Source organism: Bradyrhizobium sp. LMG 9283 (assembly GCF_045571415.1).
GTDB lineage: Bacteria > Pseudomonadota > Alphaproteobacteria > Rhizobiales > Xanthobacteraceae > Bradyrhizobium.
Window position 1 is genome coordinate 3,483,823 of the sequence record NZ_CP120691.1, and the last position, 21,810, is coordinate 3,505,632.

A 21,810-nucleotide genomic window follows, 5' to 3' on the forward strand; every position below is an offset into this window, starting at 1 on the left:
CGGCGTTTACAGCGCGCCGCGGCGCTCGCATAATCGGCCGATGGACACACGTTCCTTCCGGCGATTGCGGCCGGCCAATCCCGTCGGCGATCTCCTGCGCGCCTGGCGCGTGCGCCGTGCGCTGAGCCAGGCCGAGTTGGCGTTCGAGGCCGGCATCTCGGTCAAGCATCTGAGCTATGTCGAGACCGGCAAGGCCGCGGCCAGCCGGGACATCCTGCTGCAACTCGCATCCGCCCTTGATCTGTCGCTGCGTGACCGCAATGCGCTGCTCGAGGCCGGCGGTTTTGCGCGGCAATATGGCGAGCGCGATTTGGCCGCGCCGGAGCTTGCCGAGGCGCGGCGTGCCATCGATCTTCTGCTCAGCCGTCACGAACCGTTCCCCGCGATCGTCACCGACCGGCGCTGGAACGTGATGCAGGCCAATCGCGCGGCCTTGCGCCTTATGACCATGCTGCTCGGCGTCGAGCGCTTGCAGCGGCCGCTCAATCACATGCGCATGTTCCTCGCGCCGAACGAGCTCAAGCCGTTCGTCGAGAACTGGCCGACCGTTGCGGCCGCGCTGCTGGCGCGGGCGCGGCACGAGGCGATGGCTGCACCGCTCGACGAGGCCTTGCAATCGACCTGGCGCGAATTGATGCGCTTGCCGGAGCTGCCTGCGCCGGCGACCGAGGACAACGCCGTGCCGGGTCCGCTCTGCGAGGTGCGCCTGCGCAAGGGCGATGTCGGCATCGGCCTGATTGGTGCGGTGCTGACGCTCGGCACGCCCCAGGACGTGACGCTGCAGGAGCTGCGCGTCGAGATGTTCATGCCTGTTGATGCCGCATCCGAGGCCGCCCTGGTCACGCTCGCGACTCAGGACGCCTGAGCCTGCTCGGCGTCGCGCCGTTCGAAGCTCATGGCCTGCATCACCTCCGCGAACGGACCGTTGCGATCGCTCAGTGTCGCCGTGGTGAGGCCCGCGCCATGGGCGCCGACGCGCGTCGCGGCACGGATCAATATCCATTCGCCCTCCGGCGGCCGGAAGAAATACAGGCTGATCTCGGGATTGATGAAGGTCCAGCTGCGCATGTCCACGATCTGCGCGACGCCGCTGGAAAAGTCCGCGGCCTGTACGGCCTGGATGAGCGGCGTGTTCGTCTCGCCCTCGACCAGCGACGCATCGAGCCGCATCCAGGCCGCCGCCGGCCCCGGCTTCTCCAGCGCGCCCTCGATCAGCCGCACCGACACGTTCTGAAAATAGCGGCTCCATTTCTGCGCGAAGGCCGGCGGCGGAGCACCCGCCTCGGGCGCCTTGTCGGGCGCCGCGGGTCGGGCGAAGGGATCAGCGGGCGACTCGCCACTCGGCGCTGTCAACAGCGCCGTGCAGCGGCCGATCTCGGTCTCGCCGTCCATCAGCCGCACCTGCATGGTCTTGGCCTTGCGGCCGTCGCGTAGCAATTCCGTGGTGGTCCTGAAAGCGTGCAGGCCCGCCGGCCGCCACAGATCGAAGGTCAGGCGCCGCACCGCGAAGCCGGAGGCGGCGAGGCGCGCGACATCGCGGGTCATCAGGGCTGTGGTGGCGCTGCCCTGCAACATGTCCGGCGACCACGGACCGCCGGCATGCTCGGTGGCCCGGAATAGATCGCCTTCCGGCTTGAAAATGGCGGTCATCGGTCTCCCCTTGGGCTGGTTCGTGGCCACAAGTATCGGGGCGGGCGGGACCGGTCACAATAACCGCAGAGGTGAAGTGGTGAGCCATGCAGGACGGGTGCCTTGCGCCGCCCCCGGTTCGGCTTATCTTCCGGCGAACCCTCGAAGTGGCCGAAGGAGGCGCCTGACATGAGCACGCTGAAACCGCTCCAGATCGACGTCGTCTCCGACGTGGTGTGCCCCTGGTGCTATATCGGTAAGCACCGCATCGAGAGTGCGCTGGCTCTGGTGCCCGACGTTCCGGTCAAGCTCAATTTCCGTCCCTTCTTCCTCAATCCCTGGGTGCCGCGCGAAGGCATCAGCCGCGAGGAGTATCTCACGAAGAAGTTCGGCTCGGTCGAAGCCTATAAGGGCATTGCCGGACGCGTCGTTGCCGCTGCGGGCGAGGAGGGCCTCGTCTACAAGCCCGAGCTGGTGGCGCGCCAGCCCAACACGACCGACTGCCATCGCCTGATCCTGTGGGCGGAAGCGATCGGAAAGGCGCCCGAGATGAAGCAGCGCCTGATGGAGCTCTATTTCCGCGACGGCGGCGATCTCACCGATGTGAACGTGCTGGTGCAGGCGGCCGCCGACATCGGCCTCGATGCCGAGGACGTACGCAAGCGCCTCGCCACCGACGAGGACGTCGCGCGCGTTTCGGCGGACGCGCAGGAAGCCGCCGAGAAGGGCATCTCCGGCGTGCCGACCTACGTCTTCGCGCAGAAATACGCCGTCTCCGGCGCGCAGGATCCGAACCTGCTCGCCCGCGCCATCCGCCAGGTCTCGGCGGAGATCAACGCCGAGGCGGCGGAGTAGGCATCTATCTACGAAGTAGGCGAACGGCACGGCGCGCCGCTGCGTAGGCAGTGCTGTGCGCCGCGAGCGCAGCGTGGATCAGCGCCACCAGCGGATCATTCCGTCGCAGCGGGATCAGCACGTCGCCGATCGCGAAGCGTTCGCGCCAGATCGGGTTGATCATGGGATGGTCGGCGCTTGCCGTGGAATCCGCGCTGGCGATGGCCGGATCGGCGCAGAGATGGCGCGTCAGGTCGAGCGTGAGCTGCACGCCCGGCGAATATTTGGCGAAGCGCTCGTCGATGCCGAGCTTGAAGAAGAAGGCGCGGTCCTGGTGGCGCAGCACGATGCCGGCGGCCACCGGCGTCGTCCCGGCGCGAAGCGTGACGATCTCGCACTGCGCGGTCTCCGCCAGTGCCGGCACGGCACGGCGAATGAAGGCCGCATCGCCCGCATGCTGAACCAGCGCGGTGCCGCGCTTGCCCTTCCAGCCGCTGGCTTCGAGCTGCAGGAATGTTTCGAGCGCCGGGCTGATCTCGTTGGTGCTGCGCGCAACCTCGAACACGACGGGGCCGTGCTCTTCGAGCCGATGGCGCTGGCGCCGTAGCTCCTTGAGCTTCTTGGCGCCAAGCGCGTCGCGCAACAGCGTTTCGCCATCCTGCGTCGCATCGAGGCTGGCGCGGATATAGGAGTTGAGAAGCCTCGGCTTCAGACCGTTGCGTCTCAGGACCTGTTCGAGCGATGCCATCGCCGCGCCGTCGAGCGCGATGTCGGTCACCACGAGCGCATGCGCGCCGGTCTCGCGTGCCTGCTGCAACAGACCCGCGGCGGCCTCGAGCGGAGCGTCGCGGTCGAGCAGTGGGCTGCACAACGTGCCATAGGGATGCGCGCTCACGAGCGCGGGGAGGGGGATCTTCCAGGCGCGCCAGAGCGAGAAGACTGGCATCAGCCCGATCAGCCGCGTCGAAGAGGCGTCAAGTGCTGGCAGCGCCAAGGCGTTCGTGCGGCCGCGCGCGGTTGCACTGACGGCGAGCTCCCAGGCGGGCAGGTAATATCCGTTTGGTTCGATCGCCCGCTGCGCCAGCGCGCGCCATTGGCCGTTGTCGACCGCGCCAAGCGGAACGCGCGCGGGCGCGGCTCCGGCATGCCATACCGATGCCCGATGGATCGTCCCCTGCTGCGCGGTGTCGACCACGTCCCGTTGTCCCCAAGCACGCGGGCCAAGCCCGTGCTGCGTGGTCATGCTTAGCGCAAAGAATGGAAAATACCGTTGGGACGCTGCTTCAATTCGAGTGGTAATATTAATGTCTCGTTGAGCATCCGGCTGGCAGACCGCCGGTTGGACGATTGATGCGCAGGATCGCTTCTCGACCGGAGGATCAAGAGATGATCGCCACACCTTTCACACCGCTGGCCTCACTTCTGGGCGGCGCGATGATCGGCATCGCCGCCGTTCTGCTGATGTGGGCCACGGGGCGGATTGCCGGGGTCAGCGGCATCGCGGCGCGACTGTTTCCGCCCTACGAGGATCGCGAATTCGCCGGGCGCTTCGCCTTCGTCGCCGGTCTCGTCGTCGCGCCCGTGCTGGTGCGGCTCGTCACCGGAGACCTGCCCGCGCGGACGATCGCGGCAGGGCCGGCCGTCCTGATCGTCGGCGGATTGCTCACGGGTTTCGGTTCGGTGTGGGGCAGCGGCTGCACCTCGGCCCACGGCGTTTGCGGCTTGTCGCGGCTGTCGGTGCGCTCTCTGGTCGCGACCATCACTTTCATGGCCGCCGGCATGGTGGCCGTTTTCGTGATGCGGCACTGGAGTTGATGGCCATGGCAATCCTCGTTCAATTCGCGATCGGGCCGATCTTCGGCATCGGCCTCATCGTCTCCGGCATGTCGAACCCGGCCAAGGTGCTGAACTTCCTGGACATCGGCGGCATTCCGGCAGGGACATGGGATGCGAGCCTCGCCTTCGTGATGGCGGGTGCGGTGGCCGTGACCTTCATCGGCTTCAGCCGCGTCCTGAAGCTCGCGCGCCCGTTCTTCGCCGATCGATTTTATCTGCCGACACGGCGAGATATCGATCCCAGGATCGTCGCAGGTCCCGCGATCTTCGGCGTCGGCTGGGGATTGTGGGCTTCTGTCCGGGACCGGCGCTGACCGCGCTCGGATTCGGGTCGGTCTCTGCGGTCATCTTCGTTGCGGCGATGTGCGCCGGCATGGTGCTGGCCCGCTTCATTGCTCACCTGCCGCCAGTGTCTCGCTTTGTCACGCCGGCCGATCCGCTCGAAACCTGAAGGACAAGAACTCGCTCGTCAAGCTCGGTGCGACGCGCCAAGAGATCGAGGAGACGCTCGGCATGGCCGTCTATATGGGCGGCGGGCCGTCGCTGATGTATGCCGCCGACGCGATCGCGGCCTACGAACAGTTCCAGCAGCACGCGGTGACCGCCTGACGTTGGTCAGACCGCGCACGTGAACAGGACCGGGCGGATTCGCCCGGTCCTGTTCATCATTCGTCTTGGAGCGACTACCAGCGATCGTCGCCGACACCGACTCCGACGCTAACGCCCGGCGCGCGAATGCCGACACCGGCGCGCGGACCCTCGTCCCAATCGCGGTAGGTGCGGCGCTCGTAGTAATAACGGTCGCGCGGCATCGTCGCGTAGGAGTCGCGCACGATCACGCGCGCGCCGCGGCGAGTGCGATAGCAATTGCCGGCATCGTCACAGACCAGCCGCACCTGCTGGACGAGATCGGGATTGGTGTATTCGCTCGTCGTGTAGATGTCCGCGGCCCTTGCGCCGCCCGCTGCGGCCAGCGCGCCGACGCCCGCCAGCAGCGCAATCGTGATTGTCCTCATCGTCTCCTCCGTCCGAAACTGCCCTCGGCGGTAACAAGAAAGGGAGACGGCGATCGTTCCGGCCAATTTACAGGTTTTTCCCGGAACCGGCGCTTTGTTGTGGCTTGTTCCGGTCAGGCCGGGAAGATGAGGCATGTCGTCGTGCCGTGGGCCAGCAATCGGCCCTTGGCATCCGTCACGCGTCCGTCGGCCGTTCCAATGCGGCGGCCGCAATTCAGGACCTTGCCCTCGGCCGTGATTGGACCGGTGTCCGGCGTGATCGGCCGCAGCAGAGAAATCTTGAATTCGAGCGTGGTTTGACTGATCCCTTTCTCCAGCGTCGACTGGATCGCCAGTCCCATACAACTGTCTAGCAAGGTTGCCGTGAGACCGCCATGCACCGTCCCTGCCGGGTTGAGGTGAGCGCCAGTCGGCACGAGCGCGACGACGACGCGGCCATGCTCCGCCTCCACGACATCGTAGCCGAGGGTTTGCGCGATGGTGTTGAGGGGCAGGTTTCCTGTTACGAGACCTTGGACGAACTCGAGCCCGCTCATTGCTTTCTGTCGTTCGGCGCCGACCGTCCCGTAGCTCTTCGCGGTCATCTGAATCTCCTCATCGCATTCACCTGGGTTGGAGTCGCGAAGCTTCGGTCTTTCTCCGGACGCCCGACGGCGGGCGGCCGTAGAGTCGCGTGAATGCGGCGCTCATGCGCCGCGTGCTCGAAAAGCCGGAGCGTTCCGCGACGGCGGCCATCGGAAGATCGGTTGCAGCGAGCAGCCGCTTGGCGCGCTGCACGCGGATCGACAGCGCCACTTGCAGTGGGGACGCATCAAGATATCGGGCGAATAGGCGCGTCAGGTGGCGCGCACCGACTCCCACCCGTTCAGCCAGCCGCTCCACGCCGCCGCGATCGAGTTCCCCCTTCTCGATGAGGGCTAGCGCGCGTTCGACTGTCGTTCTCGATCCTTTCCATGCGGGACAGAACGGCGCTGTCTCCGGGCGGCATCTCAGGCAAGGACGGAAGCCGGCGTGCTCGGCCGCGGCCGCGCTACGATAGAACGTCACATTGCGAGCAAGTGGTGTGCGCGCCGGGCAGACGGGGCGGCAATAGATGCCCGTTGTTTTCACCGCGACGAATATCACGCCGTCCAATGTTGCGTCGCGGCGGCGGAGGCCATCGTAGTGGGCGTCAAAATCGAGCATGACGCCTGCTATAGCGTCCCCATTTTTACAGCGCGAGTCCGACGCGATGACCGTGTCCGAAAACGACCGGAGCGGACGTCCATCACCGAGGCCGCGCCTAGATCGGCTCGTACGTCTCCGTCCCGCAGATGTCGTCGGCTTCCGCGCGCCGGCGGTCCACGACCTTCCCGCTGTTAATCGTCACGATGTAGGTCTGCGGGCCGAGCGGCGTGCCGGTCGCCGAGGTGAGCTGCGCGCGGACGCACGCCGTCCAGCCCGGTCCTCGCACCTCACGATGGGGCGGCGCGACATGCACCTCGCGCGGATAGGACGTTGCGAGAAAGACGACGTCGATCTGCTCGCGCACCACGCGCTTGACGTCGGGAGGCGCTTCGGGCGGCGGCTGCTCGGCCTCTTTCATGCGCATGAACTCCGGCACTGGCGCGCGGCTGTCGGCAAAGCCGCAGCCACCGAGCGCAAGCGCGCCGGCGAGCAGCGCAGCATGAACAACAATCCGCAACATCCGTGGAGGTCCCCTGCGGGCCAACAGATAGGCACGAATGTGATCCGGCGAAGTCCCTGCCGATCAAGATTTGCTGAAGCCTTGGAACCCGCGGCATTGCTATTCCGCGATTGCCGGCTAGTTTGTACCCCGCATGAGGGGGATTGCACCAATGAGGATTTTGGTCATCGCGGCCGCGGTCTTGGCACTGACGGCTGCTTCGGCGCAGGCGCAGGGCCGGCGCCAGCCCAGTGACGGAGCCAAGCCGGCGGACACCACGCCCAAGGTCGACGAAAAAGCCTACAAGGCCGCGCTCGAGCGCATTCCCGAGCCCAAGGACAAGTACGACCCTTGGGGCGGTGCCCGCCCGAGCGAACCTGCCAAGAAGCCGAAATGAAGTGAGGTGGACTGATCCGGCCGACCAAGCAGGGCCTTGTCTTCGTGCTCGACCGCGACTCCGGAAAGTCGTCTGGCCGCACGGGGCGAGGCGCCGTCGCTCTGGCGTCGCCGTCGTCGTATCGGGCAATCATGATCGTGTCGTGCATGTGATGCGAACGCTCGTTCACATCGCGAGTGCTATTGCACGAAAGCGAGGCCGACGCGCTTGTCGCTTCGCCAAACTGTGCGACAATGCCGCACGAAATCGTCGCGCGCGATCGAGAGCGTGAACGATTGCGGCAACATGACGGGGGCGTCGAGGTCGATCGCCGCGCCGTCTGCCGACATGTTTCGCACCGTGCAAGGGATGCCGTTGTTTTCAAAGATGATCGTTCCACCTTTGAAAACACGGTGACGTTGTGATGCGCGCTTCTCGATCATCCGTGTCAGTCCTGCTGATGATTATGAATTAGTGCATAGAAATTACGTCGAACTAAACTCAATACTGGCGCTACCTGCACAGCGATTCAGACTTTGTTTACGACGTTGGAGCGGAGAGCCGCTCCAACGAACTTCCCTACGAGCCTTTCTTTTGTGGCGCCACGCGCCGATGGAGATATTGATGAAGACCATGCTTTCGATTTTGTTCGCCGCAGCGCTCTCGCTGTCATCGATGCCCGCTCACGCGGTCAAGTGGGACCTCTCGACCATGAGCTGCAAGCAGTTCCTCGAGAGCGGCGAAGACAACATCCAAGTCGTGCTGACCTGGATGGACGGCTGGTACAAGGGCGACGAGGACAACGCGATCATCGACACCGATGTGTTCATCGAGAATGCCAAGAAGTTCGGCGCCTATTGCGGAAAGAATCCGAACGTCAGCATCGTCACCGCGGCCGACGAGGTGCTCGGCAAGTAACATCGCATGCGTGGGCAACGCGAAGCGCGATCGCGATTGCGTTTCCTGTCCTGACATGGTGCTATCGAGAGCCGCGCTGCGCTCTGCGCTTGGCGCGGCTCTCTTCTTTTCAGCGTTTTCAGCGCGTTCAACCCGGCAGCATCGCGAACGCGCTCGACACCATCGCGACCGGCTTGCTGTCGGCGGCGGAGAGCAGCGTAACGCGGCCAAAGCTCATGGTGCGCCCGAGCCGCACCACGCGCGCGTCCGCCAGCACGTCGGACGAGGAGACTGCGCGCATGAAATGCGTGGTCTGGTCGACCGTGGTCATGGGGCGGTAGCCGCGATTGGCGGCGAGGATCGCGATCACCATGGCGGTGTCGGCGAGCGCCATCAGGGCCTGGCCACAGACCACGCCGCCGTTCCGGCACAGTCGCTCCGAAAACGGCATGCGCAGCAGCGCCCCCGGCTGCCAGTCCGGTACGTCTGCCGGCTGCGCATGCTCGATGCGCTCGACCGCGAGGTTGAGATCCTGGACCCAGGGCGCAAAAACCTCGCCGAGGATGCGTCGGGCGTCGGCGAGGCCGAACTCGGCTTCTGGCTGCATTTGCATTGCTGTCGCGTTCTCCTGTGTTGCCGGATGTTTCGCCTCATTGTGCGCGCATCGGCGCGGCAAAGTCACCCGGTCTCGCGCCGGTCCCCTCGGCTTGAAAATGCCTGACTTGGCCCGGTATGATGCCTCGCTTGGGTACGGGTGGATGATGTTGCGTCGGTGTGTCCTCGTCTTTTGCATGGCCGCGCTCGGTCTCGCGCTGAGCGGGTGCACCAAATGCGGTCCGATCTGGGACGACTGGCTGCATGCGCCCAAATCGTGCAGATCGGATCGTCTCTAGCGTGCCCACGCGGCCCTGAGCGGCTCCGGATCGCGACCGGGCTGCGACAAGGATGACACGGCGCGGGACGATCGCGCCTCATGGATGATCAAGGAGTAGACGATGAAGCTTTTCCGTTTGGCCGCGGTGCTGGCCGTGCTGGCGGGACCTGCCTACGCGCAAATGCCCAATCTCAATTTGCTGCAGGAAGGGCCGGGCAAGACCCCCGAGGAGAAGGCTGCCGAAGCCGAGCGTGAAAAGGCCTACAAGGAAACGCTGAAGAAGATTCCGGATTCCAAGGCGTCCAACGATCCCTGGGGCGGCATGCGCTCCGATCCGTCGAAGCAGCCGGCGGCACCGAAGGCGTCGGCCGCAACCAGCGCGCCGAAGAAGACCAAGAGCGGCACGGCGGCCAACTGACCGCGCGCCCCGTTCGGGCGGCGACACACGCCTTCCGGACAGGACTCCTCTTGATCCGGCCCGCGCCCTACATTTGGCTGAGCGTAGCGCGTAGAGGAGGGCATGACATGGCCGATCGACCGCGGGATCTCGCCGATCGGATGGCGCGCCGGCGCAAGATGGCCGGCAAGCCGGGCCAGGCGGCCGGCGACGGCTATCTGCGCGAGACCTTCACGCTGCCGCGCGCGGCGGCGCGGGAAAGAGCGCAGGCCTTCTTCGCCCGCTACCCTAAGGCCGGCTATATGAGCGCGGTCGAGACCTGGCGCGAACTGCCGGGCGGCGACATCGAGTTCACCATGCGGCGGCTGCCCAGCGCGGACTGACGCGGGCCTGATCCGAAAGGCCTTGCTAGTCGAAGGTTTCGGCAACGATGCGGATCCGGAACACCGGCTCCTTGGCCTCGTCCAGCAGCTCCAAGTGCCATTCGGAATTTTCCTGGAGCTTGCGGGCAATGCCGGCGCTCATGTCGGCGCAGACACTCGTCATCTCTTTCCAGGCCGCATTGCGATCGGCAAATTCCGTCGCCTGCTCGGCGCAGCCGGAATAACGGCCGTTGCGGATTCGGAAGAAATAGAGCGGCATGGCTGGCACCGATCGCGCACATGGTGCCTCGCCCCCAAGGCCCTGGGCGCGCATAGTGCAATCCCAAACCACCGTCAGATCAATTCCGGGCGGCTACGGACAAACCTCAGAAAACCCCGTGGCGCGCTGCGGCGCGTGAGGGCCCCACGCAGCTACCGATCTCACCCGGCCGGTTCAGGCCGTCTTTCGCTCGATCGCCTTCAGCTCCCGATCGATGCGCAGCTGCACGCGCCGGATCGCCAGCAGGTCAATCTTCGTCTCGGTCTTGCCGGTCTTGACCTCGTCGCCGATGCGGAATTGCCACTGCCAGACTCCGGGAATCGCCGTCTTGGCCACGGTGAACTCGACGCCCCTGTGATTCATGGTCACCTCCCACGATTCACCTTCCATGCCTGCAAACATGTTGGGCGTCACAATATTCCAGAGACAAGCAAAATCCGCCGCAAGCCGCGAATTGCGTGATTGGCGCTGGTACTCCGTGGTTCTCCGACCATGAACAGAGTTCCTCGACTCCGTCCAAGCGCATCCGGGTGCCGAGCAGGGCGTGCCTGCAGGGTGGGATTCCAGAGCCCCTCGAGGTGACGGCATGTGCCTTGCTTGCCTGATGACGGCAAGCAACCGTGGACGCCTCATGCTCGGCATTCCCCGCCGCTACTCTCATTTCGTGTTCGGCATCATCCAGTCCGGACTGACCTCGCTGGTCGCGGCAGGGATCGCCAGCTTTCCTGCAGGCAGCCCGATGATCTTCGTTCGGCACTGGATGGTATCGTGGCTGATCGCATGGGCCGCGATGCTGCCGGTCGTGCTGTTGGCAGCGCCCGCGATCCGCGCCTTCTCGCTGCGCCTGACCCAGGAGGAGCGCGACCCGCGCGCCGCCAGCAGGCATGAAAAGGCCCCGCCTGGGGAGAGCCAAGCGGGGCAGAGAGTTATTGGAGGCTGAGGTGCTGGGCTGCAACACCATAGCCGGGCGAACCTAGCCGGCTCAGCTTACGGCAGCCTGACAGGCGGCGCGTTCGGATCTGTCCTGGTCTGGCGGCTGGCCGGATCGTCCGCCGTGAAGGTCGCGATCGAAAGGCCGCAGACAGGCCCCGCACCGGTCCCAATTTCGACATCCGTTCGCACCACTGCGGACACACGCGTCGGCAAGATCTTACCCGTTCAGCGCAGCCATGGGGGAAACGTGGCGCGCCGAAAACGGGGTGGCATCATGGATAACGTAGAGCGGTCATTCGCCGCCGCGACGGCGGCTGGCTTCGTCGTGCTGGTGATTGGCCTGGTGCTGCTGGCGGTGCTGTAGACGGCTACGTGCGCTGGGGAACGGCGGGGGGTGCCCTCCGATGGAGGGCGCTGGGCGCACCGCGACTTTCAGAAAATTGGAAAACAACCCCATGCACAGTAGGCTGCTTTGCAATTTCATTGATCGACCAATAGCTTACGGGTAGTATTTAGATACCTTAACCGTCCGCGCGCCCGCCTTTGCGGCCATGCAGCCCGACCCGCGATGCCGGATCGAGATCAGGCGACCCGCCCCTTGGACCGGCCGTCTACTGCCGCATCGCGGGGCGAGGCCCAGCTCGCTCCGGAAGCCGGTCCTGGCGGAGCCTAGTGGACCTTGATCTCATTCAGCGGAAGATGGAGCTCGGCGGCGCGCTCTTCGCGGTCCTTCTTGCGGAATTGGTTTTCCCTGCGCTCGAACTTCACCATCTCCTCGCGCGCTGCCTCCAGCAGCGGATTGCGCCTGATCGTATCGTGGTGCCTGTTGTCGTCCGTCATGAGTTACGGTCCCCAGAGTTGCGGCCCCATCCCCCAGAAGGCCGGAGACCGTGAAAAGGTTCGGTGCCGCAGGATTACGGAAATATGACGGCGCGCGCGTCCTTGATGCGGGTTGTGACGTCTGTTCAGTTGTGCACCCAGAGCAAAGTGGGCCAACCAGAAATTAACCCAGCACGCTAGAATGCCGGCCATCGCCGTCGATCGCATTGAGGGGCCGCCTCTTGAGGCGGCCTTACTGCCTTGTATGGTGCTTCAATTATGGTGCTTCAATTATGGTGCTTCAATCGGGCCACGCGGCGTTCTCGGTGCCAGACTTCAAGGTCATTTCCATCCAGTAATTGGGCTGCTTTCTGTTTGGCCTCTTCGTCGTCGGCGCAATCCAGCTCGTGCACGCCGATGATGCGCCCGCCATCGTCAAGGATGTACGCGCGGTAGTCCATGGCAGCGTTCCCCGAATGGAACGATTATACCACAGACTAAGGGACGCAAAACAACTTAGGATATTGGGGGCAATTACAGGCACCACAATTCGCAAAGAACATATTGCGAACCTAGAACAAATAGGGTACATTGCTTTTATCGCCGAGCTGCCTCTCAATCGTTTGTCCCCCTAGCGAATCCTCGCCATAAGGAGCACGACCCAATGTCCGCAACTGCCCTGCGTATCGTCGAAGGATCTTCCATGGACAAGAGTAAAGCTCTGGCCGCCGCGCTCTCTCAGATCGAGCGCCAGTTCGGTAAGGGCTCTGTGATGAAGCTCGGCAAGAACGACCGGTCCATGGACATCGAGGCGGTGTCCTCCGGCTCGCTCGGGCTCGATATCGCGCTCGGTATCGGCGGCCTGCCCAAAGGGCGCATCGTCGAGATCTACGGGCCGGAATCCTCGGGCAAGACCACGCTGGCGCTGCATACGGTGGCGGAAGCTCAGAAGAAGGGCGGCATCTGCGCCTTCATCGACGCCGAGCACGCGCTCGATCCGGTCTATGCCCGCAAGCTGGGCGTCAACATCGACGAGCTCCTGATCTCGCAGCCCGACACCGGTGAGCAGGCGCTGGAGATCTGCGACACCTTGGTGCGCTCGGGCGCCGTCGACGTTCTGGTGGTCGATTCGGTCGCGGCGCTGGTGCCGAAGGCCGAGCTCGAGGGCGAGATGGGCGATGCGCTGCCGGGCCTGCAGGCCCGCCTGATGAGCCAGGCGCTGCGCAAGCTGACGGCCTCCATCAACAAGTCCAACACCATGGTGATCTTCATCAACCAGATCCGCATGAAGATCGGCGTGATGTATGGCTCGCCGGAAACCACGACCGGCGGCAATGCGCTGAAATTCTACGCCTCCGTCCGTCTCGACATCCGCCGCATCGGCGCGATCAAGGAGCGCGACGAGGTGGTCGGCAACACCACCCGCGTCAAGGTGGTCAAGAACAAGCTGGCGCCGCCGTTCAAGCAGGTCGAGTTCGACATCATGTACGGCGAAGGCGTCTCCAAGATGGGCGAGATCCTCGATCTCGGCGTGAAGGCCGGCATCGTGGAGAAGTCCGGTGCCTGGTTCTCCTATGACAGCCAACGCCTCGGCCAGGGCCGCGAGAACGCCAAGGCGTTTTTGAAGGGCAACCCTGACATCACCGCCAAGATCGAGACCGCGATCCGCCAGAACTCCGGCCTGATCGCCGAGCAGATCCTGGCCGGCACGCCGGAGCGCGACGCCGACGGCGAGGAGCCGGCGGAGGAGTAAGCCTTACCGCGCAAAGAGTTTCGCGAGGAGCGGGCGCTGAGGACGTTGAGTTGCCGACGTCTTCGGTGCCCGTTTCGTTTTGGCGGTGTGGTGATCAGGTGGTGCGATGAAGCCTGTGATTCTGACGAGTTTATCAGGCTTCGATCTCATACGCTCGGGTCTCGCCGAAGTCGTCATCCCATTCACATTCCGTCTTGTTGACGGGCCTCTGCCTCTCGACGAACTTGCAGCTTATGTCGGTGCCCGCTCGGGGACAGTAAAGCCAGGCTGGCATTGGTTTGACTACGTTGGACGCTGGTCCCAGGCCGCCAAAGAGCGAAGACATCTCTCTCTGGTCGCGTTCTGTCAGGCCTACGACGTCGTCGAATTGTGGTTTGATCGGAATCCTAATGATCAGCTCCAGCTGATCTGGCTCCTCGATTATCTCTGCTCCCATCCAGAGATTGCGAGCAAGGCGAAGTTACGTCTGATTGCTTTCGATCTCATCACCGAGGAGCCGACGTCTATTGCCAAATCGCTTCCCCATATTCCCGCCCTTCGCGTGACCACAGATGAACTCGAAACGGCAAGCATGGCTTGGCAGGCCTACGCTGCGCCGACGCCCGAGAGGTGCGCCGAGCTCGTTCATCGGGACCTGAGTGCTCTGCTGATGCTAAGGCCGGCCTTGATCGATCTGTTGGCGGAGCTCCCCTCAGCTTCGACGGGACTCGGTGCAACGGAGATCCGCTTCCTGGAGCTCATCGCACGCGGTTATGAGGGAACGAGCGCACTCTTCCATCTCCGCTCGCTCCGCCGCACGCCGGTCTTTAACGAATGGGAGCTTGGGTGGCTGCTCCAGGGGCTCGCGCTCGGTCCAAGGCCCGCGGTGGCCGGACTTGACGATGAGCTTCGCACGATCCCTCAGCAGAATCTGCCTGCACGCCAGGTGGCGTATTCACGGAGCCGGTTGTCGCTGACGGAATTCGGCAAAGCAGTTATGGCGGGCAAGGAAGACTTCAGCCGCCATAACCCGATCGACCGTTGGTGGGGCGGCACGCATCTGACCAACGATCGGCTGTGGCGCTACGGCCCTGTTTTGACGAAGACTTGAGGCCACCGGCATGACGCGGCTCATTGTGACAACAGACTCGTCCGCCGCCGGCGCGATACAACGCGCCGGCCTTGCCGACCTCGTGATCGCAATCGAGCGCCGGCTCGTGTGGGGGCCGCTGCCGTCCGATGCCGAGCTTGAGGCGTTCTTTGCGCCGCGTACAACGCAGCCGCACGGCCTTCATTGGCTGGACGACACACCATCCTGGCGGCTCGAAGAATGGGGCGTGAAGGGGCTTGGAGTAATCGAGCTGCTCTTGGGATGCGAATCGGTCGAATTGTGGCCGGGACCAGAGCCGAATGCGCAATTGGTTCTGCTGTGGCTACTCGACCATTGTCGCAGTGAAAGAGCGGCTGTCTCCAAGCTCGCGTTACGCCATGTAGGCATTGCCGTCGGGGATGTGGGGCCAGAGCGCCTTGCGAAGATAAAGCCGCCGGCCATTAAGCCCACGCAAGACTGCCTCGAGCTGGTTGGCCGCGCATGGCGGGCCTATCGCGCGGCGACGCCGCAGGCCTGGTTCGATCTGCTCAAGGCCGACTTGAGCCTGCTGCCGCAGCTTGAGCGACATGTCGTTGACCTGCTCGAAGAGCTTCCGGGCATCACAACCGGTGTTGGAGCAACGGAAACGCGGATCCTGGAATTGATCGCGCCGGGCGAAGTGCAGCCTGTCGACGTGTTCCCGGGTCATCAGAAACGCAACGAGCGGCGCGTTTTCGACTACTGGGAAGTCGGGACGCTGCTTGATGGGCTCGCGCGATGTCCGGTGCCGGCTGTATCAGGACTGGAGGAGGGGCCATTCTCGCTCGACATGCATGAGGATGCTCTGCGTCATGCACGATACAAGCAGTCCCGCTTGTCGCTCACTGATCTCGGGAGGGCGGTGTTGGCAGGAGAAGAGGATTTCTGCCGCTATAATCCGATCACGCGCTGGTGGGGTGGAACGCTTCTCACCAGCGAGCGGCTCTGGCGGTGGGATCGCGAAAGCCGGTTCTTGATTGCGCCTGACTGACGCATGCGTATCGCTCAGTGTGCTCCCGTATTGCGCATCAATTTTGAGAGACGATCTTGTCACACCTGATTCTGGGAACGAACTATGGAGCGGCCGCCGTGCTCGGCGGCTCTAACTTGGCGAATATCGCCCTCAGCTTTTCTCCGCGCTTCGTTCGGGGCCAATTGCCGTCCGAGGAGGAACTCGCGATGGGGCTGGAGCCACGTTCCGCGAAGCATTCCAGAAGAGGCGATCATTGGCTCGACGGCGTGGAGCGAAATTGGCTGATGGGCTTCGGCTCGTCGGACATTGGTTTCTTTCAGCTCTGCGAGAAGTTCGACTCGATCGAAGTGTGGGCCGACCCGTGGCCGAACGATCAACTCGTGCTCGTCTGGCTGCTCGACCTGCTTCGTCCCTACAGGGAGATCACGACGAAGCTGAGCCTGGTGCATACGGACGACACCGTTGCGAACTATGCTCCGGAGTCTGTCGCAAAATGGAAACTGTCGGCCTTCAAGGTGACCGAGAACCATTTGGTGACGGCAAGCCGCGCTTGGCGAGCCTATCGGGCTGACACGCCACAACCCTGTTTCGATCTGCTGATGACGGATGATGATCCTGCCGAGACTTCGATCGGCACTCATTGCAATGCTGGAAGAGCTTCCGGACAGCATCACGGGACTCGGTGCCAGCGAAATGGATTTGCTGGACTTCGTGAACGACGGGCACACCGACCCGAGGCTCGTCGAACACGCGAGATGGCTTCGCAATGTGTTCGACAAAAACGACGCGGGCGATGCCCTGCTCGATCTTGGAGAACATTCGGTGCCGCCGGTCTTGTTGGGCGATCCGGCGTTCGACAACGAGGATCGTTACTTCGGCAGGAGCGAGTGGAAGGTCACGCTGACTGAACTCGGGCGTTCACTTCTCGCCCGCGAAGACGACATGTGGCGCCACAACCCGATCAAACGTTGGTGGGGCGGTACTGAACTCACCAACGAACGGCTCTGGCGATGGGATCGCGAAAGCCGATTGCTGGTTGAACCTTAGGTACGTCTTCAGGTTTGTAGGGTGGATTAGCCCTGCGACTGCGCAAAGCGCAGTTCGCACGGCGTAATCCACCACGGTTCATCTCCGCGGAAATAGAAGTGGTGGGTTACGCGAGCGGACCGCGCTTCGCGCAGCCGCCCGCTAACCCACCCTACGAGACCTCCGTCGCGACATTACTCCGCAGCTTGCGCGTAATCGCTCACCGGCGGGCACGAGCACACCAAATTGCGGTCGCCGTAGACGTTGTCGACACGGCCGACCGGAGACCAGTACTTGTCGGTGCGCGAGACGCCGTCGGGGAAGCAGCCCTCACTGCGGGTGTAGGCGCGCTTCCAGTCGTCATCTGCGATGTCGTGCACCGTGTGCGGGGCGTGACGCAGCGGCGAGGCCGCGATCTCAAAGCGGCCGGATTCGACCTCGGCGATTTCCTTGCGGATCGCGATCATGGCATCGCAGAAGCGATCCAGCTCCGCCTTCGATTCCGATTCGGTCGGCTCGATCATCAGCGTGCCCGGCACCGGGAAGCTCATGGTCGGGGCGTGGAAGCCGTAATCGATGAGGCGTTTTGCGATGTCGTCGACCGTGACGCCGGATGTCGTCTTCAGCGGACGCGGATCGACGATGCATTCATGCGCGACGCGGCCCTTCGCGTTCTTGTAGAGCACCGGGAAGTGCGGATCGAGGCGCGCTGCGATGTAATTGGCGTTGAGGATCGCGATCTCGGTGGCGCGCTTCAGGCCTTCACCGCCCATCATCAGGATGTAGATGTAGGAGATGGTGAGGATCGAGGCCGAGCCGAACGGCGCGGCCGAGATCGGGCCGACCGGAGCGTCCGCGTGCGTCGCCGGATGGCCCGGCAGGAACGGGGCGAGATGCGCCTTGACGCCGATCGGGCCCATGCCGGGGCCGCCGCCGCCATGCGGGATGCAGAAGGTCTTGTGCAGGTTGAGATGGCTGACGTCGGCGCCGTAATCGCCGGGCCTGCTAAGGCCGACCTGCGCGTTGAGGTTGGCGCCGTCGAGATAGACCTGGCCGCCATGGCTGTGCACGATGTCGCAGATCTCGCGGATGTGTTCCTCGAACACGCCATGCGTCGAGGGATAGGTGATCATGACCGCGGCGAGGTCGTTGGAATGCTTCTCCGCCTTGGCGCGGAGATCATTGACGTCGACGTCGCCGTTCTTCTCGCAGGCGACCACCACCACCTCCATGCCGACCATCGCGGCCGAGGCCGGGTTGGTGCCGTGGGCGGAGGAGGGGATCAGACAGATCTTGCGATGGCTCTCTCCGCGTGCGGCATGATAGCCGCGGATCGCGAGCAGCCCGGCATATTCGCCCTGCGCACCCGAATTCGGCTGCAGCGAGATCGCATCATAGCCGGTGATGTCGCACAGCCATTTTTCCAGCCGCGCGAACAGCGCGTGGTAACCCCTAGCCTGCTCGCGCGGAGCAAAGGGATGCAGCGAGCCGAATTCCGGCCAGGTCAGCGGCATCATTTCGGTGGTCGCGTTCAGCTTCATGGTGCAGGATCCCAGCGGGATCATGGCACGGTCGAGCGCGAGGTCGCGATCGCTGAGCTTGCGCATGTAGCGCAGCATCTCGGTCTCCGAGCGATGCGCATGGAAGACGGGATGAGTGAGGAAAGCGGTGCTGCGCTTCAGCGCCTCCGGCAGCGCCTCGCGCGTCTCCGCATCGATCTCGGCATAGGCAAGAGTGCCGCCAAACGCGCGCCAGACCGCTTCGACCGTCGCCGGCGTTGTGGTCTCGTCCAGTGCGATACGCAGTGCCGTATCACCGATGCCGAGATTGACCTTTTCGGCCGCCGCGCGCGCGAGGATCTCGGGGCGCTTGGCGGCGGCATCGACGCTGATCGTATCGAAGAAGCTGTCGGCCTGCGGTGCAAAGCCGAGCTTGCGCAGACCGCTGGCGAGCACGGCGGTGCGACGATGCACGTTGCGCGCGATCTGCGTGAGGCCTTCGGGGCCGTGATAGACCGCATACATCGAGGCGATCACGGCGAGCAGCACCTGCGCGGTGCAGATGTTGGAGGTCGCCTTCTCGCGGCGGATGTGCTGCTCGCGGGTCTGCAGCGCGAGACGATAGGCAGGCGCGCCGCGTGAGTCCACGGAGAGGCCGACGATGCGGCCGGGCAGCGAGCGCTTCAGCGCATCGCGCACCGCCATATAGGCCGCGTGCGGGCCGCCATAGCCCATCGGCACGCCGAAGCGCTGTGCCGAGCCGATCGCAATGTCGGCACCTAACTCGCCGGGCGAAGCAAGCAGCGTCAGCGCCAGCAGGTCGGCGGCGACGATCGCGAGCGCGCCCTTGGCCTTCAGCGCCGCGATCGCAGGCCTGAGGTCGCGCACCGCGCCGGAAGAACCCGGATATTGCAGCAGCGCACCGAGCACGTCGCTCTTGTCGAGATCGGTGAGGGGATCGCCGATGATCAGGTTCCAGCCCAGCGGCTCGGCGCGGGTGCGCATCACCGCCAGCGTCTGCGGATGCACGTCCTTGTCGACGAAGAAGGCTTTCGCCTTGACCTGCGAGTGCCGCTCGGCGAGCGCCATGGCTTCGGCCGCCGCCGTGGCCTCATCAAGCAGCGACGCATTGGCGACATCGAGCCCGGTGAGGTCGCAGATCATGGTCTGGAAGTTGAACAGCGCCTCCAGCCGGCCCTGGCTGATCTCGGGCTGGTAGGGCGTATAGGCCGTGTACCACGCCGGGTTCTCCAGGATGTTGCGCTGGATCACCGCGGGCAGGACGGTGCCCGAATAGCCCTGGCCAATCAGCGAGGTGAAGACCTGGTTCTCTCGCGCGAGCTCGGCCATATGCGCGATCGCCTCGGTTTCGCTGAGCGGCTTGCCGAGATCGAGCGGAGCGGCCTGCCGGATCGAGGCCGGCAGCGTCTCTGCCATCAGCGCGTCCACACTCTTGGCGCCGACGGCCTCTAACATTGCGGTGACATCGCGCGCCGACGGGCCGATGTGGCGGCGAACGAAACTGGCGGCGGTGTCGCCGCTGGATTTACGGTGCGCGGTCATCCCTTGCTCCATCGCCGTTAAGCCGTATGCGCCTTGTAGGCGGTTTCATCCATGAGGCCGCCGAGCTCGCTCTTGTCGGCAATCTTGATCTTGAAGAACCAGGCCGCGCCCTGCGCATCCGAATTGACCAGCGCCGGCTCGGCGGCCAAGGCATCGTTGCTCGCGAGCACTTCGCCAGAGATCGGGGCATAGACGTCGGAGGCGGCCTTCACCGATTCCACGACGGCGGCGGCTTCCGCCTTCTTCAAGCTGCGGCCGACTTTGGGCAATTCGACGAACACGACATCGCCGAGCTGCTGCTGCGCGTAGTCGGTAATGCCGACCGTGGCGGTGTCGCCGTCGATGGCGAGCCATTCATGGTCGGAAGTGTACAGTGTCATGGTCATTGTGGAGTCCTCAGCGCTTGTAAGTGTTTTTCACGAAGGGCATGGCGGCGACCGCAAGCGGCAGTCGCTGGCCGCGCACTTCGGCGAAGAGCTTTGTGCCGAGCGCGCTCAAATTCGTGGGCACATAGCCCATCGCCACCGGCGCGCTCAGGCTCGGGCCGAACCCGCCCGAGGTGACTTTTCCGATCGGCTCGCCACCCGTATCGTCCGCAAACAGCAGCGCGCCTTCGCGCACCGGGGCGCGGCCCTCAGCACGCAGGCCGACGCGGCGGCGGGATGCGCCGCCATCGAAGTGCGCGAGAATCTTTTCCGCGCCGGGGAAACCGCCGGCGCGGGCGCCACCCGTGCGGCGGCTCTTCTGCACCGACCATTCCAGCGCGGCTTCGACCGGCGTGGTCGTGGTGTCGATGTCGTGGCCGTACAGGCAGAGCCCGGCTTCCAGCCGCAGGCTGTCGCGGGCGCCTAGACCGATCGGCAGCACGTCAGGATTTTCCAGCAGCGTCTTGGCGAGGCGTTCGGCGTCGGCGGCGGGAACCGAGATCTCAAAGCCGTCCTCGCCTGTGTAGCCGGAACGCGAGACGAAGCACTTGATGCCGGCGACGTCATGCGGGCCGGCGTCCATGAACTTCATGGCCGGGGCCTCTACGCATAATTTCGCCAGCACCGCTTCCGCCTTCGGGCCCTGCAGCGCGATCAGCGCGCGGCCTTCCAGCGAATCGATGACGCAGTCGTCGGACAGATTCGCGCGCAGATGGGCCTCGTCGGCGTCCTTGCAGGCGGCGTTGACGACCAGGAACAGGTGATCGCCGAAATTGGCGACCATGAGATCGTCGAGAATGCCGCCGTCCGCATTGGTGAACTGGGCGTAGCGCTGCCGCCCCGGCGCGATCGCCATGATATCCTGCGGCACCAGCCGTTCCAGCGCGCGGGCAGCGTCCTCGATCCTCCCGGATTTCGGCCGCAGCGCGATCTGGCCCATATGGGAGACGTCGAACAGACCGGCAGAGGCTCGGGTATGGAGGTGCTCCTTCAGGACGCCCGCGGGGTACTGCACGGGCATGTCATAGCCCGCGAACGGCACCATCTTGCCGCCCAGGGACACGTGGAGGTCGTAGAGAGGCGTACGTTTCAGGGAGTCTTGGTTGTGCGCTAGCATCTAAGGGGCCCTCGGCGGTTCCCGGGGAGGATTCCCCGATGGACACCAGTCGAAGCCCCATCTGTCGCTGTGCCTGAGAGTATTATCCCGTCGGCGGACGCAGTCCGGGTCTTAAGCCCGTCGGCGCCTCTTTCCAGATGCTGTCAAAGCCACGCGGTCCTTTTGCCTGAGAGTTTCCGGGGCGGTTGCTCCTTCGGCGCCGGCTGCCTAAAGCCGGTCTCTCCCGACGTGGCCGTACGATACAGATAGGTAGAGACCACAGGGCGGCCAAGCCTGTCAACGCGACACTCGCGCCTTTCAACGGGATTGCGCGGCTGCGGCAACCCTCTGATCTCCTTGCACAGTTTCTGGACAGCGAAGCTGGCCTTGTCTAAAAGCGCTTTGGCCCGCAGATATCAGCCTAATTTCCGGTTTGGACGGCGGCAGC

The 21,810-nt window shown here is 64.3% G+C and carries 27 protein-coding genes, 2 pseudogenes and 1 riboswitch; of the genes and pseudogenes, 14 read left to right on the forward strand and 15 right to left on the reverse strand.

Annotated elements, in window-relative coordinates:
• Positions 1-40: 40 nt before the first annotated feature.
• Complete coding sequence (locus P6U29_RS16160) at positions 41-865, forward strand: helix-turn-helix domain-containing protein (RefSeq protein WP_407118492.1); 825 nt, start codon at positions 41-43, stop codon at positions 863-865.
• Here the strand turns inward: P6U29_RS16160 and P6U29_RS16165 are convergent.
• Positions 853-1,650, reverse strand: a complete 798-nt coding sequence (locus tag P6U29_RS16165) for a thioesterase family protein (RefSeq protein ID WP_407118493.1) — start codon at positions 1,648-1,650, stop codon at positions 853-855. The two genes, P6U29_RS16160 and P6U29_RS16165, sit on opposite strands and share 13 nt — an antisense overlap.
• Positions 1,651-1,818: 168 nt before the next feature.
• Between P6U29_RS16165 and P6U29_RS16170 the strand changes: the two genes are divergently transcribed.
• Positions 1,819-2,484 carry a DsbA family oxidoreductase gene (locus tag P6U29_RS16170; RefSeq protein WP_407118494.1) on the forward strand — a complete coding sequence of 222 codons (666 nt, stop codon included), beginning with the start codon at positions 1,819-1,821 and terminating at the stop codon, positions 2,482-2,484.
• 4 nt (positions 2,485-2,488) lie between these two features.
• Here the strand turns inward: P6U29_RS16170 and P6U29_RS16175 are convergent, their stop codons facing one another.
• Complete coding sequence (locus P6U29_RS16175; RefSeq protein ID WP_407119342.1) at positions 2,489-3,658, reverse strand: GNAT family N-acetyltransferase; 1,170 nt, start codon at positions 3,656-3,658, stop codon at positions 2,489-2,491.
• 191 nt (positions 3,659-3,849) lie between these two features.
• Here P6U29_RS16175 and P6U29_RS16180 point away from each other — a divergent pair, with 191 nt between their 5' ends.
• The 3 genes and pseudogenes from P6U29_RS16180 to P6U29_RS16190 all read left to right on the forward strand — a co-directional run.
• A complete protein-coding gene (locus P6U29_RS16180) occupies positions 3,850-4,278 on the forward strand; it encodes a YeeE/YedE family protein (protein WP_407118495.1) in 429 nt (142 codons plus the stop codon).
• Between the two features lie 5 nt (positions 4,279-4,283).
• Positions 4,284-4,750: pseudogene (locus P6U29_RS16185) on the forward strand (DUF6691 family protein).
• A gap of 11 nt (positions 4,751-4,761) precedes the next feature.
• Positions 4,762-4,908, forward strand: a pseudogene (locus tag P6U29_RS16190) (carboxymuconolactone decarboxylase family protein); the annotation flags it as partial.
• Between the two features lie 74 nt (positions 4,909-4,982).
• Here P6U29_RS16190 and P6U29_RS16195 read toward each other — a convergent pair.
• The 4 genes from P6U29_RS16195 to P6U29_RS16210 all read right to left on the reverse strand — a co-directional run bounded on the left by P6U29_RS16195 (position 4,983) and on the right by P6U29_RS16210 (position 7,002).
• Positions 4,983-5,315 carry a hypothetical protein gene (locus P6U29_RS16195; RefSeq protein WP_407118496.1) on the reverse strand — a complete coding sequence of 111 codons (333 nt, stop codon included), beginning with the start codon at positions 5,313-5,315 and terminating at the stop codon, positions 4,983-4,985.
• A 113-nt stretch (positions 5,316-5,428) separates the two neighbouring features.
• A complete protein-coding gene (locus P6U29_RS16200) occupies positions 5,429-5,899 on the reverse strand; it encodes a PaaI family thioesterase (protein WP_407118497.1) in 471 nt (156 codons plus the stop codon).
• 19 nt (positions 5,900-5,918) lie between these two features.
• Positions 5,919-6,500: a bifunctional transcriptional activator/DNA repair enzyme AdaA gene (locus tag P6U29_RS16205; RefSeq protein ID WP_407118498.1), complete on the reverse strand. Its 582-nt coding sequence runs from the start codon at positions 6,498-6,500 to the stop codon at positions 5,919-5,921.
• A gap of 97 nt (positions 6,501-6,597) precedes the next feature.
• Positions 6,598-7,002: a hypothetical protein gene (locus tag P6U29_RS16210; protein WP_407118499.1), complete on the reverse strand. Its 405-nt coding sequence runs from the start codon at positions 7,000-7,002 to the stop codon at positions 6,598-6,600.
• A 151-nt stretch (positions 7,003-7,153) separates the two neighbouring features.
• Here P6U29_RS16210 and P6U29_RS16215 point away from each other — a divergent pair, with 151 nt between their 5' ends.
• Entirely contained in the window at positions 7,154-7,378 is a 225-nt protein-coding gene (locus tag P6U29_RS16215) for a hypothetical protein (RefSeq protein WP_407118500.1), read from the forward strand.
• A gap of 179 nt (positions 7,379-7,557) precedes the next feature.
• Here P6U29_RS16215 and P6U29_RS16220 read toward each other — a convergent pair whose 3' ends face one another.
• Positions 7,558-7,800 carry a PilZ domain-containing protein gene (locus P6U29_RS16220; RefSeq protein WP_407118501.1) on the reverse strand — a complete coding sequence of 81 codons (243 nt, stop codon included), beginning with the start codon at positions 7,798-7,800 and terminating at the stop codon, positions 7,558-7,560.
• 181 nt (positions 7,801-7,981) lie between these two features.
• Between P6U29_RS16220 and P6U29_RS16225 the strand changes: the two genes are divergently transcribed.
• A complete protein-coding gene (locus P6U29_RS16225; RefSeq protein ID WP_176945666.1) occupies positions 7,982-8,275 on the forward strand; it encodes an HdeA family protein in 294 nt (97 codons plus the stop codon).
• Positions 8,276-8,402: 127 nt separating this feature from the next.
• Here the strand turns inward: P6U29_RS16225 and P6U29_RS16230 are convergent, their stop codons facing one another.
• Positions 8,403-8,867, reverse strand: coding sequence for a PaaI family thioesterase (locus P6U29_RS16230; protein ID WP_407118502.1), 465 nt, complete (start codon positions 8,865-8,867; stop codon positions 8,403-8,405).
• A gap of 382 nt (positions 8,868-9,249) precedes the next feature.
• Between P6U29_RS16230 and P6U29_RS16235 the strand changes: the two genes are divergently transcribed.
• Together P6U29_RS16235 and P6U29_RS16240 are read left to right on the forward strand one after the other, a co-directional pair.
• The gene (locus P6U29_RS16235; RefSeq protein ID WP_407118503.1) at positions 9,250-9,546 is read left to right on the forward strand and encodes a hypothetical protein; all 297 of its coding nucleotides are present in this window, start codon (positions 9,250-9,252) and stop codon (positions 9,544-9,546) included.
• A 107-nt stretch (positions 9,547-9,653) separates the two neighbouring features.
• Positions 9,654-9,908 (forward strand): hypothetical protein, encoded by a 255-nt coding sequence (locus tag P6U29_RS16240; RefSeq protein ID WP_407118504.1) that lies wholly within the window; start codon positions 9,654-9,656, stop codon positions 9,906-9,908.
• Positions 9,909-9,933: 25 nt separating this feature from the next.
• On the opposite strand, the gene P6U29_RS16245 is transcribed toward P6U29_RS16240, so the two are convergent.
• Both P6U29_RS16245 and P6U29_RS16250 read right to left on the reverse strand, forming a co-directional pair.
• The gene (locus tag P6U29_RS16245; RefSeq protein WP_407118505.1) at positions 9,934-10,167 is read right to left on the reverse strand and encodes a DUF6894 family protein; all 234 of its coding nucleotides are present in this window, start codon (positions 10,165-10,167) and stop codon (positions 9,934-9,936) included.
• Positions 10,168-10,341: 174 nt separating this feature from the next.
• Positions 10,342-10,530, reverse strand: coding sequence for a hypothetical protein (locus tag P6U29_RS16250; protein ID WP_407118506.1), 189 nt, complete (start codon positions 10,528-10,530; stop codon positions 10,342-10,344).
• 268 nt (positions 10,531-10,798) lie between these two features.
• Between P6U29_RS16250 and P6U29_RS16255 the strand changes: the two genes are divergently transcribed.
• Positions 10,799-11,107: a DUF2798 domain-containing protein gene (locus P6U29_RS16255; protein WP_407119343.1), complete on the forward strand. Its 309-nt coding sequence runs from the start codon at positions 10,799-10,801 to the stop codon at positions 11,105-11,107.
• 662 nt (positions 11,108-11,769) lie between these two features.
• On the opposite strand, the gene P6U29_RS16260 is transcribed toward P6U29_RS16255, so the two are convergent.
• Positions 11,770-11,940 (reverse strand): hypothetical protein, encoded by a 171-nt coding sequence (locus tag P6U29_RS16260; protein ID WP_407118507.1) that lies wholly within the window; start codon positions 11,938-11,940, stop codon positions 11,770-11,772.
• Positions 11,941-12,206: 266 nt separating this feature from the next.
• Entirely contained in the window at positions 12,207-12,380 is a 174-nt protein-coding gene (locus P6U29_RS16265; RefSeq protein ID WP_407118508.1) for a hypothetical protein, read from the reverse strand.
• Positions 12,381-12,583: 203 nt separating this feature from the next.
• Between P6U29_RS16265 and recA the strand changes: the two genes are divergently transcribed.
• The 4 genes from recA (at position 12,584) to P6U29_RS16285 (ending at position 16,800) form a co-directional block, all read left to right on the forward strand.
• Entirely contained in the window at positions 12,584-13,672 is a 1,089-nt protein-coding gene (recA, locus tag P6U29_RS16270; RefSeq protein WP_100231221.1) for a recombinase RecA, read from the forward strand.
• Positions 13,673-13,778: 106 nt separating this feature from the next.
• Entirely contained in the window at positions 13,779-14,762 is a 984-nt protein-coding gene (locus P6U29_RS16275; RefSeq protein ID WP_407118509.1) for a hypothetical protein, read from the forward strand.
• A gap of 10 nt (positions 14,763-14,772) precedes the next feature.
• Positions 14,773-15,771, forward strand: a complete 999-nt coding sequence (locus P6U29_RS16280) for a hypothetical protein (RefSeq protein ID WP_407118510.1) — start codon at positions 14,773-14,775, stop codon at positions 15,769-15,771.
• A gap of 588 nt (positions 15,772-16,359) precedes the next feature.
• Positions 16,360-16,800, forward strand: a complete 441-nt coding sequence (locus tag P6U29_RS16285) for a hypothetical protein (RefSeq protein WP_407118511.1) — start codon at positions 16,360-16,362, stop codon at positions 16,798-16,800.
• Between the two features lie 173 nt (positions 16,801-16,973).
• On the opposite strand, the gene gcvP is transcribed toward P6U29_RS16285, so the two are convergent.
• The 3 genes from gcvP to gcvT are packed head-to-tail and all read right to left on the reverse strand — an operon-like array spanning position 16,974 to position 21,383.
• Positions 16,974-19,841: an aminomethyl-transferring glycine dehydrogenase gene (gene gcvP / locus P6U29_RS16290; RefSeq protein WP_407118512.1), complete on the reverse strand. Its 2,868-nt coding sequence runs from the start codon at positions 19,839-19,841 to the stop codon at positions 16,974-16,976.
• Positions 19,842-19,858: 17 nt separating this feature from the next.
• Entirely contained in the window at positions 19,859-20,227 is a 369-nt protein-coding gene (gcvH, locus tag P6U29_RS16295) for a glycine cleavage system protein GcvH (RefSeq protein WP_407118513.1), read from the reverse strand.
• A gap of 10 nt (positions 20,228-20,237) precedes the next feature.
• Positions 20,238-21,383 (reverse strand): glycine cleavage system aminomethyltransferase GcvT, encoded by a 1,146-nt coding sequence (gene gcvT, locus P6U29_RS16300; protein WP_407118514.1) that lies wholly within the window; start codon positions 21,381-21,383, stop codon positions 20,238-20,240.
• A 145-nt stretch (positions 21,384-21,528) separates the two neighbouring features.
• Positions 21,529-21,619, reverse strand: a riboswitch (glycine riboswitch).
• Positions 21,620-21,810 lie beyond the last annotated feature (191 nt).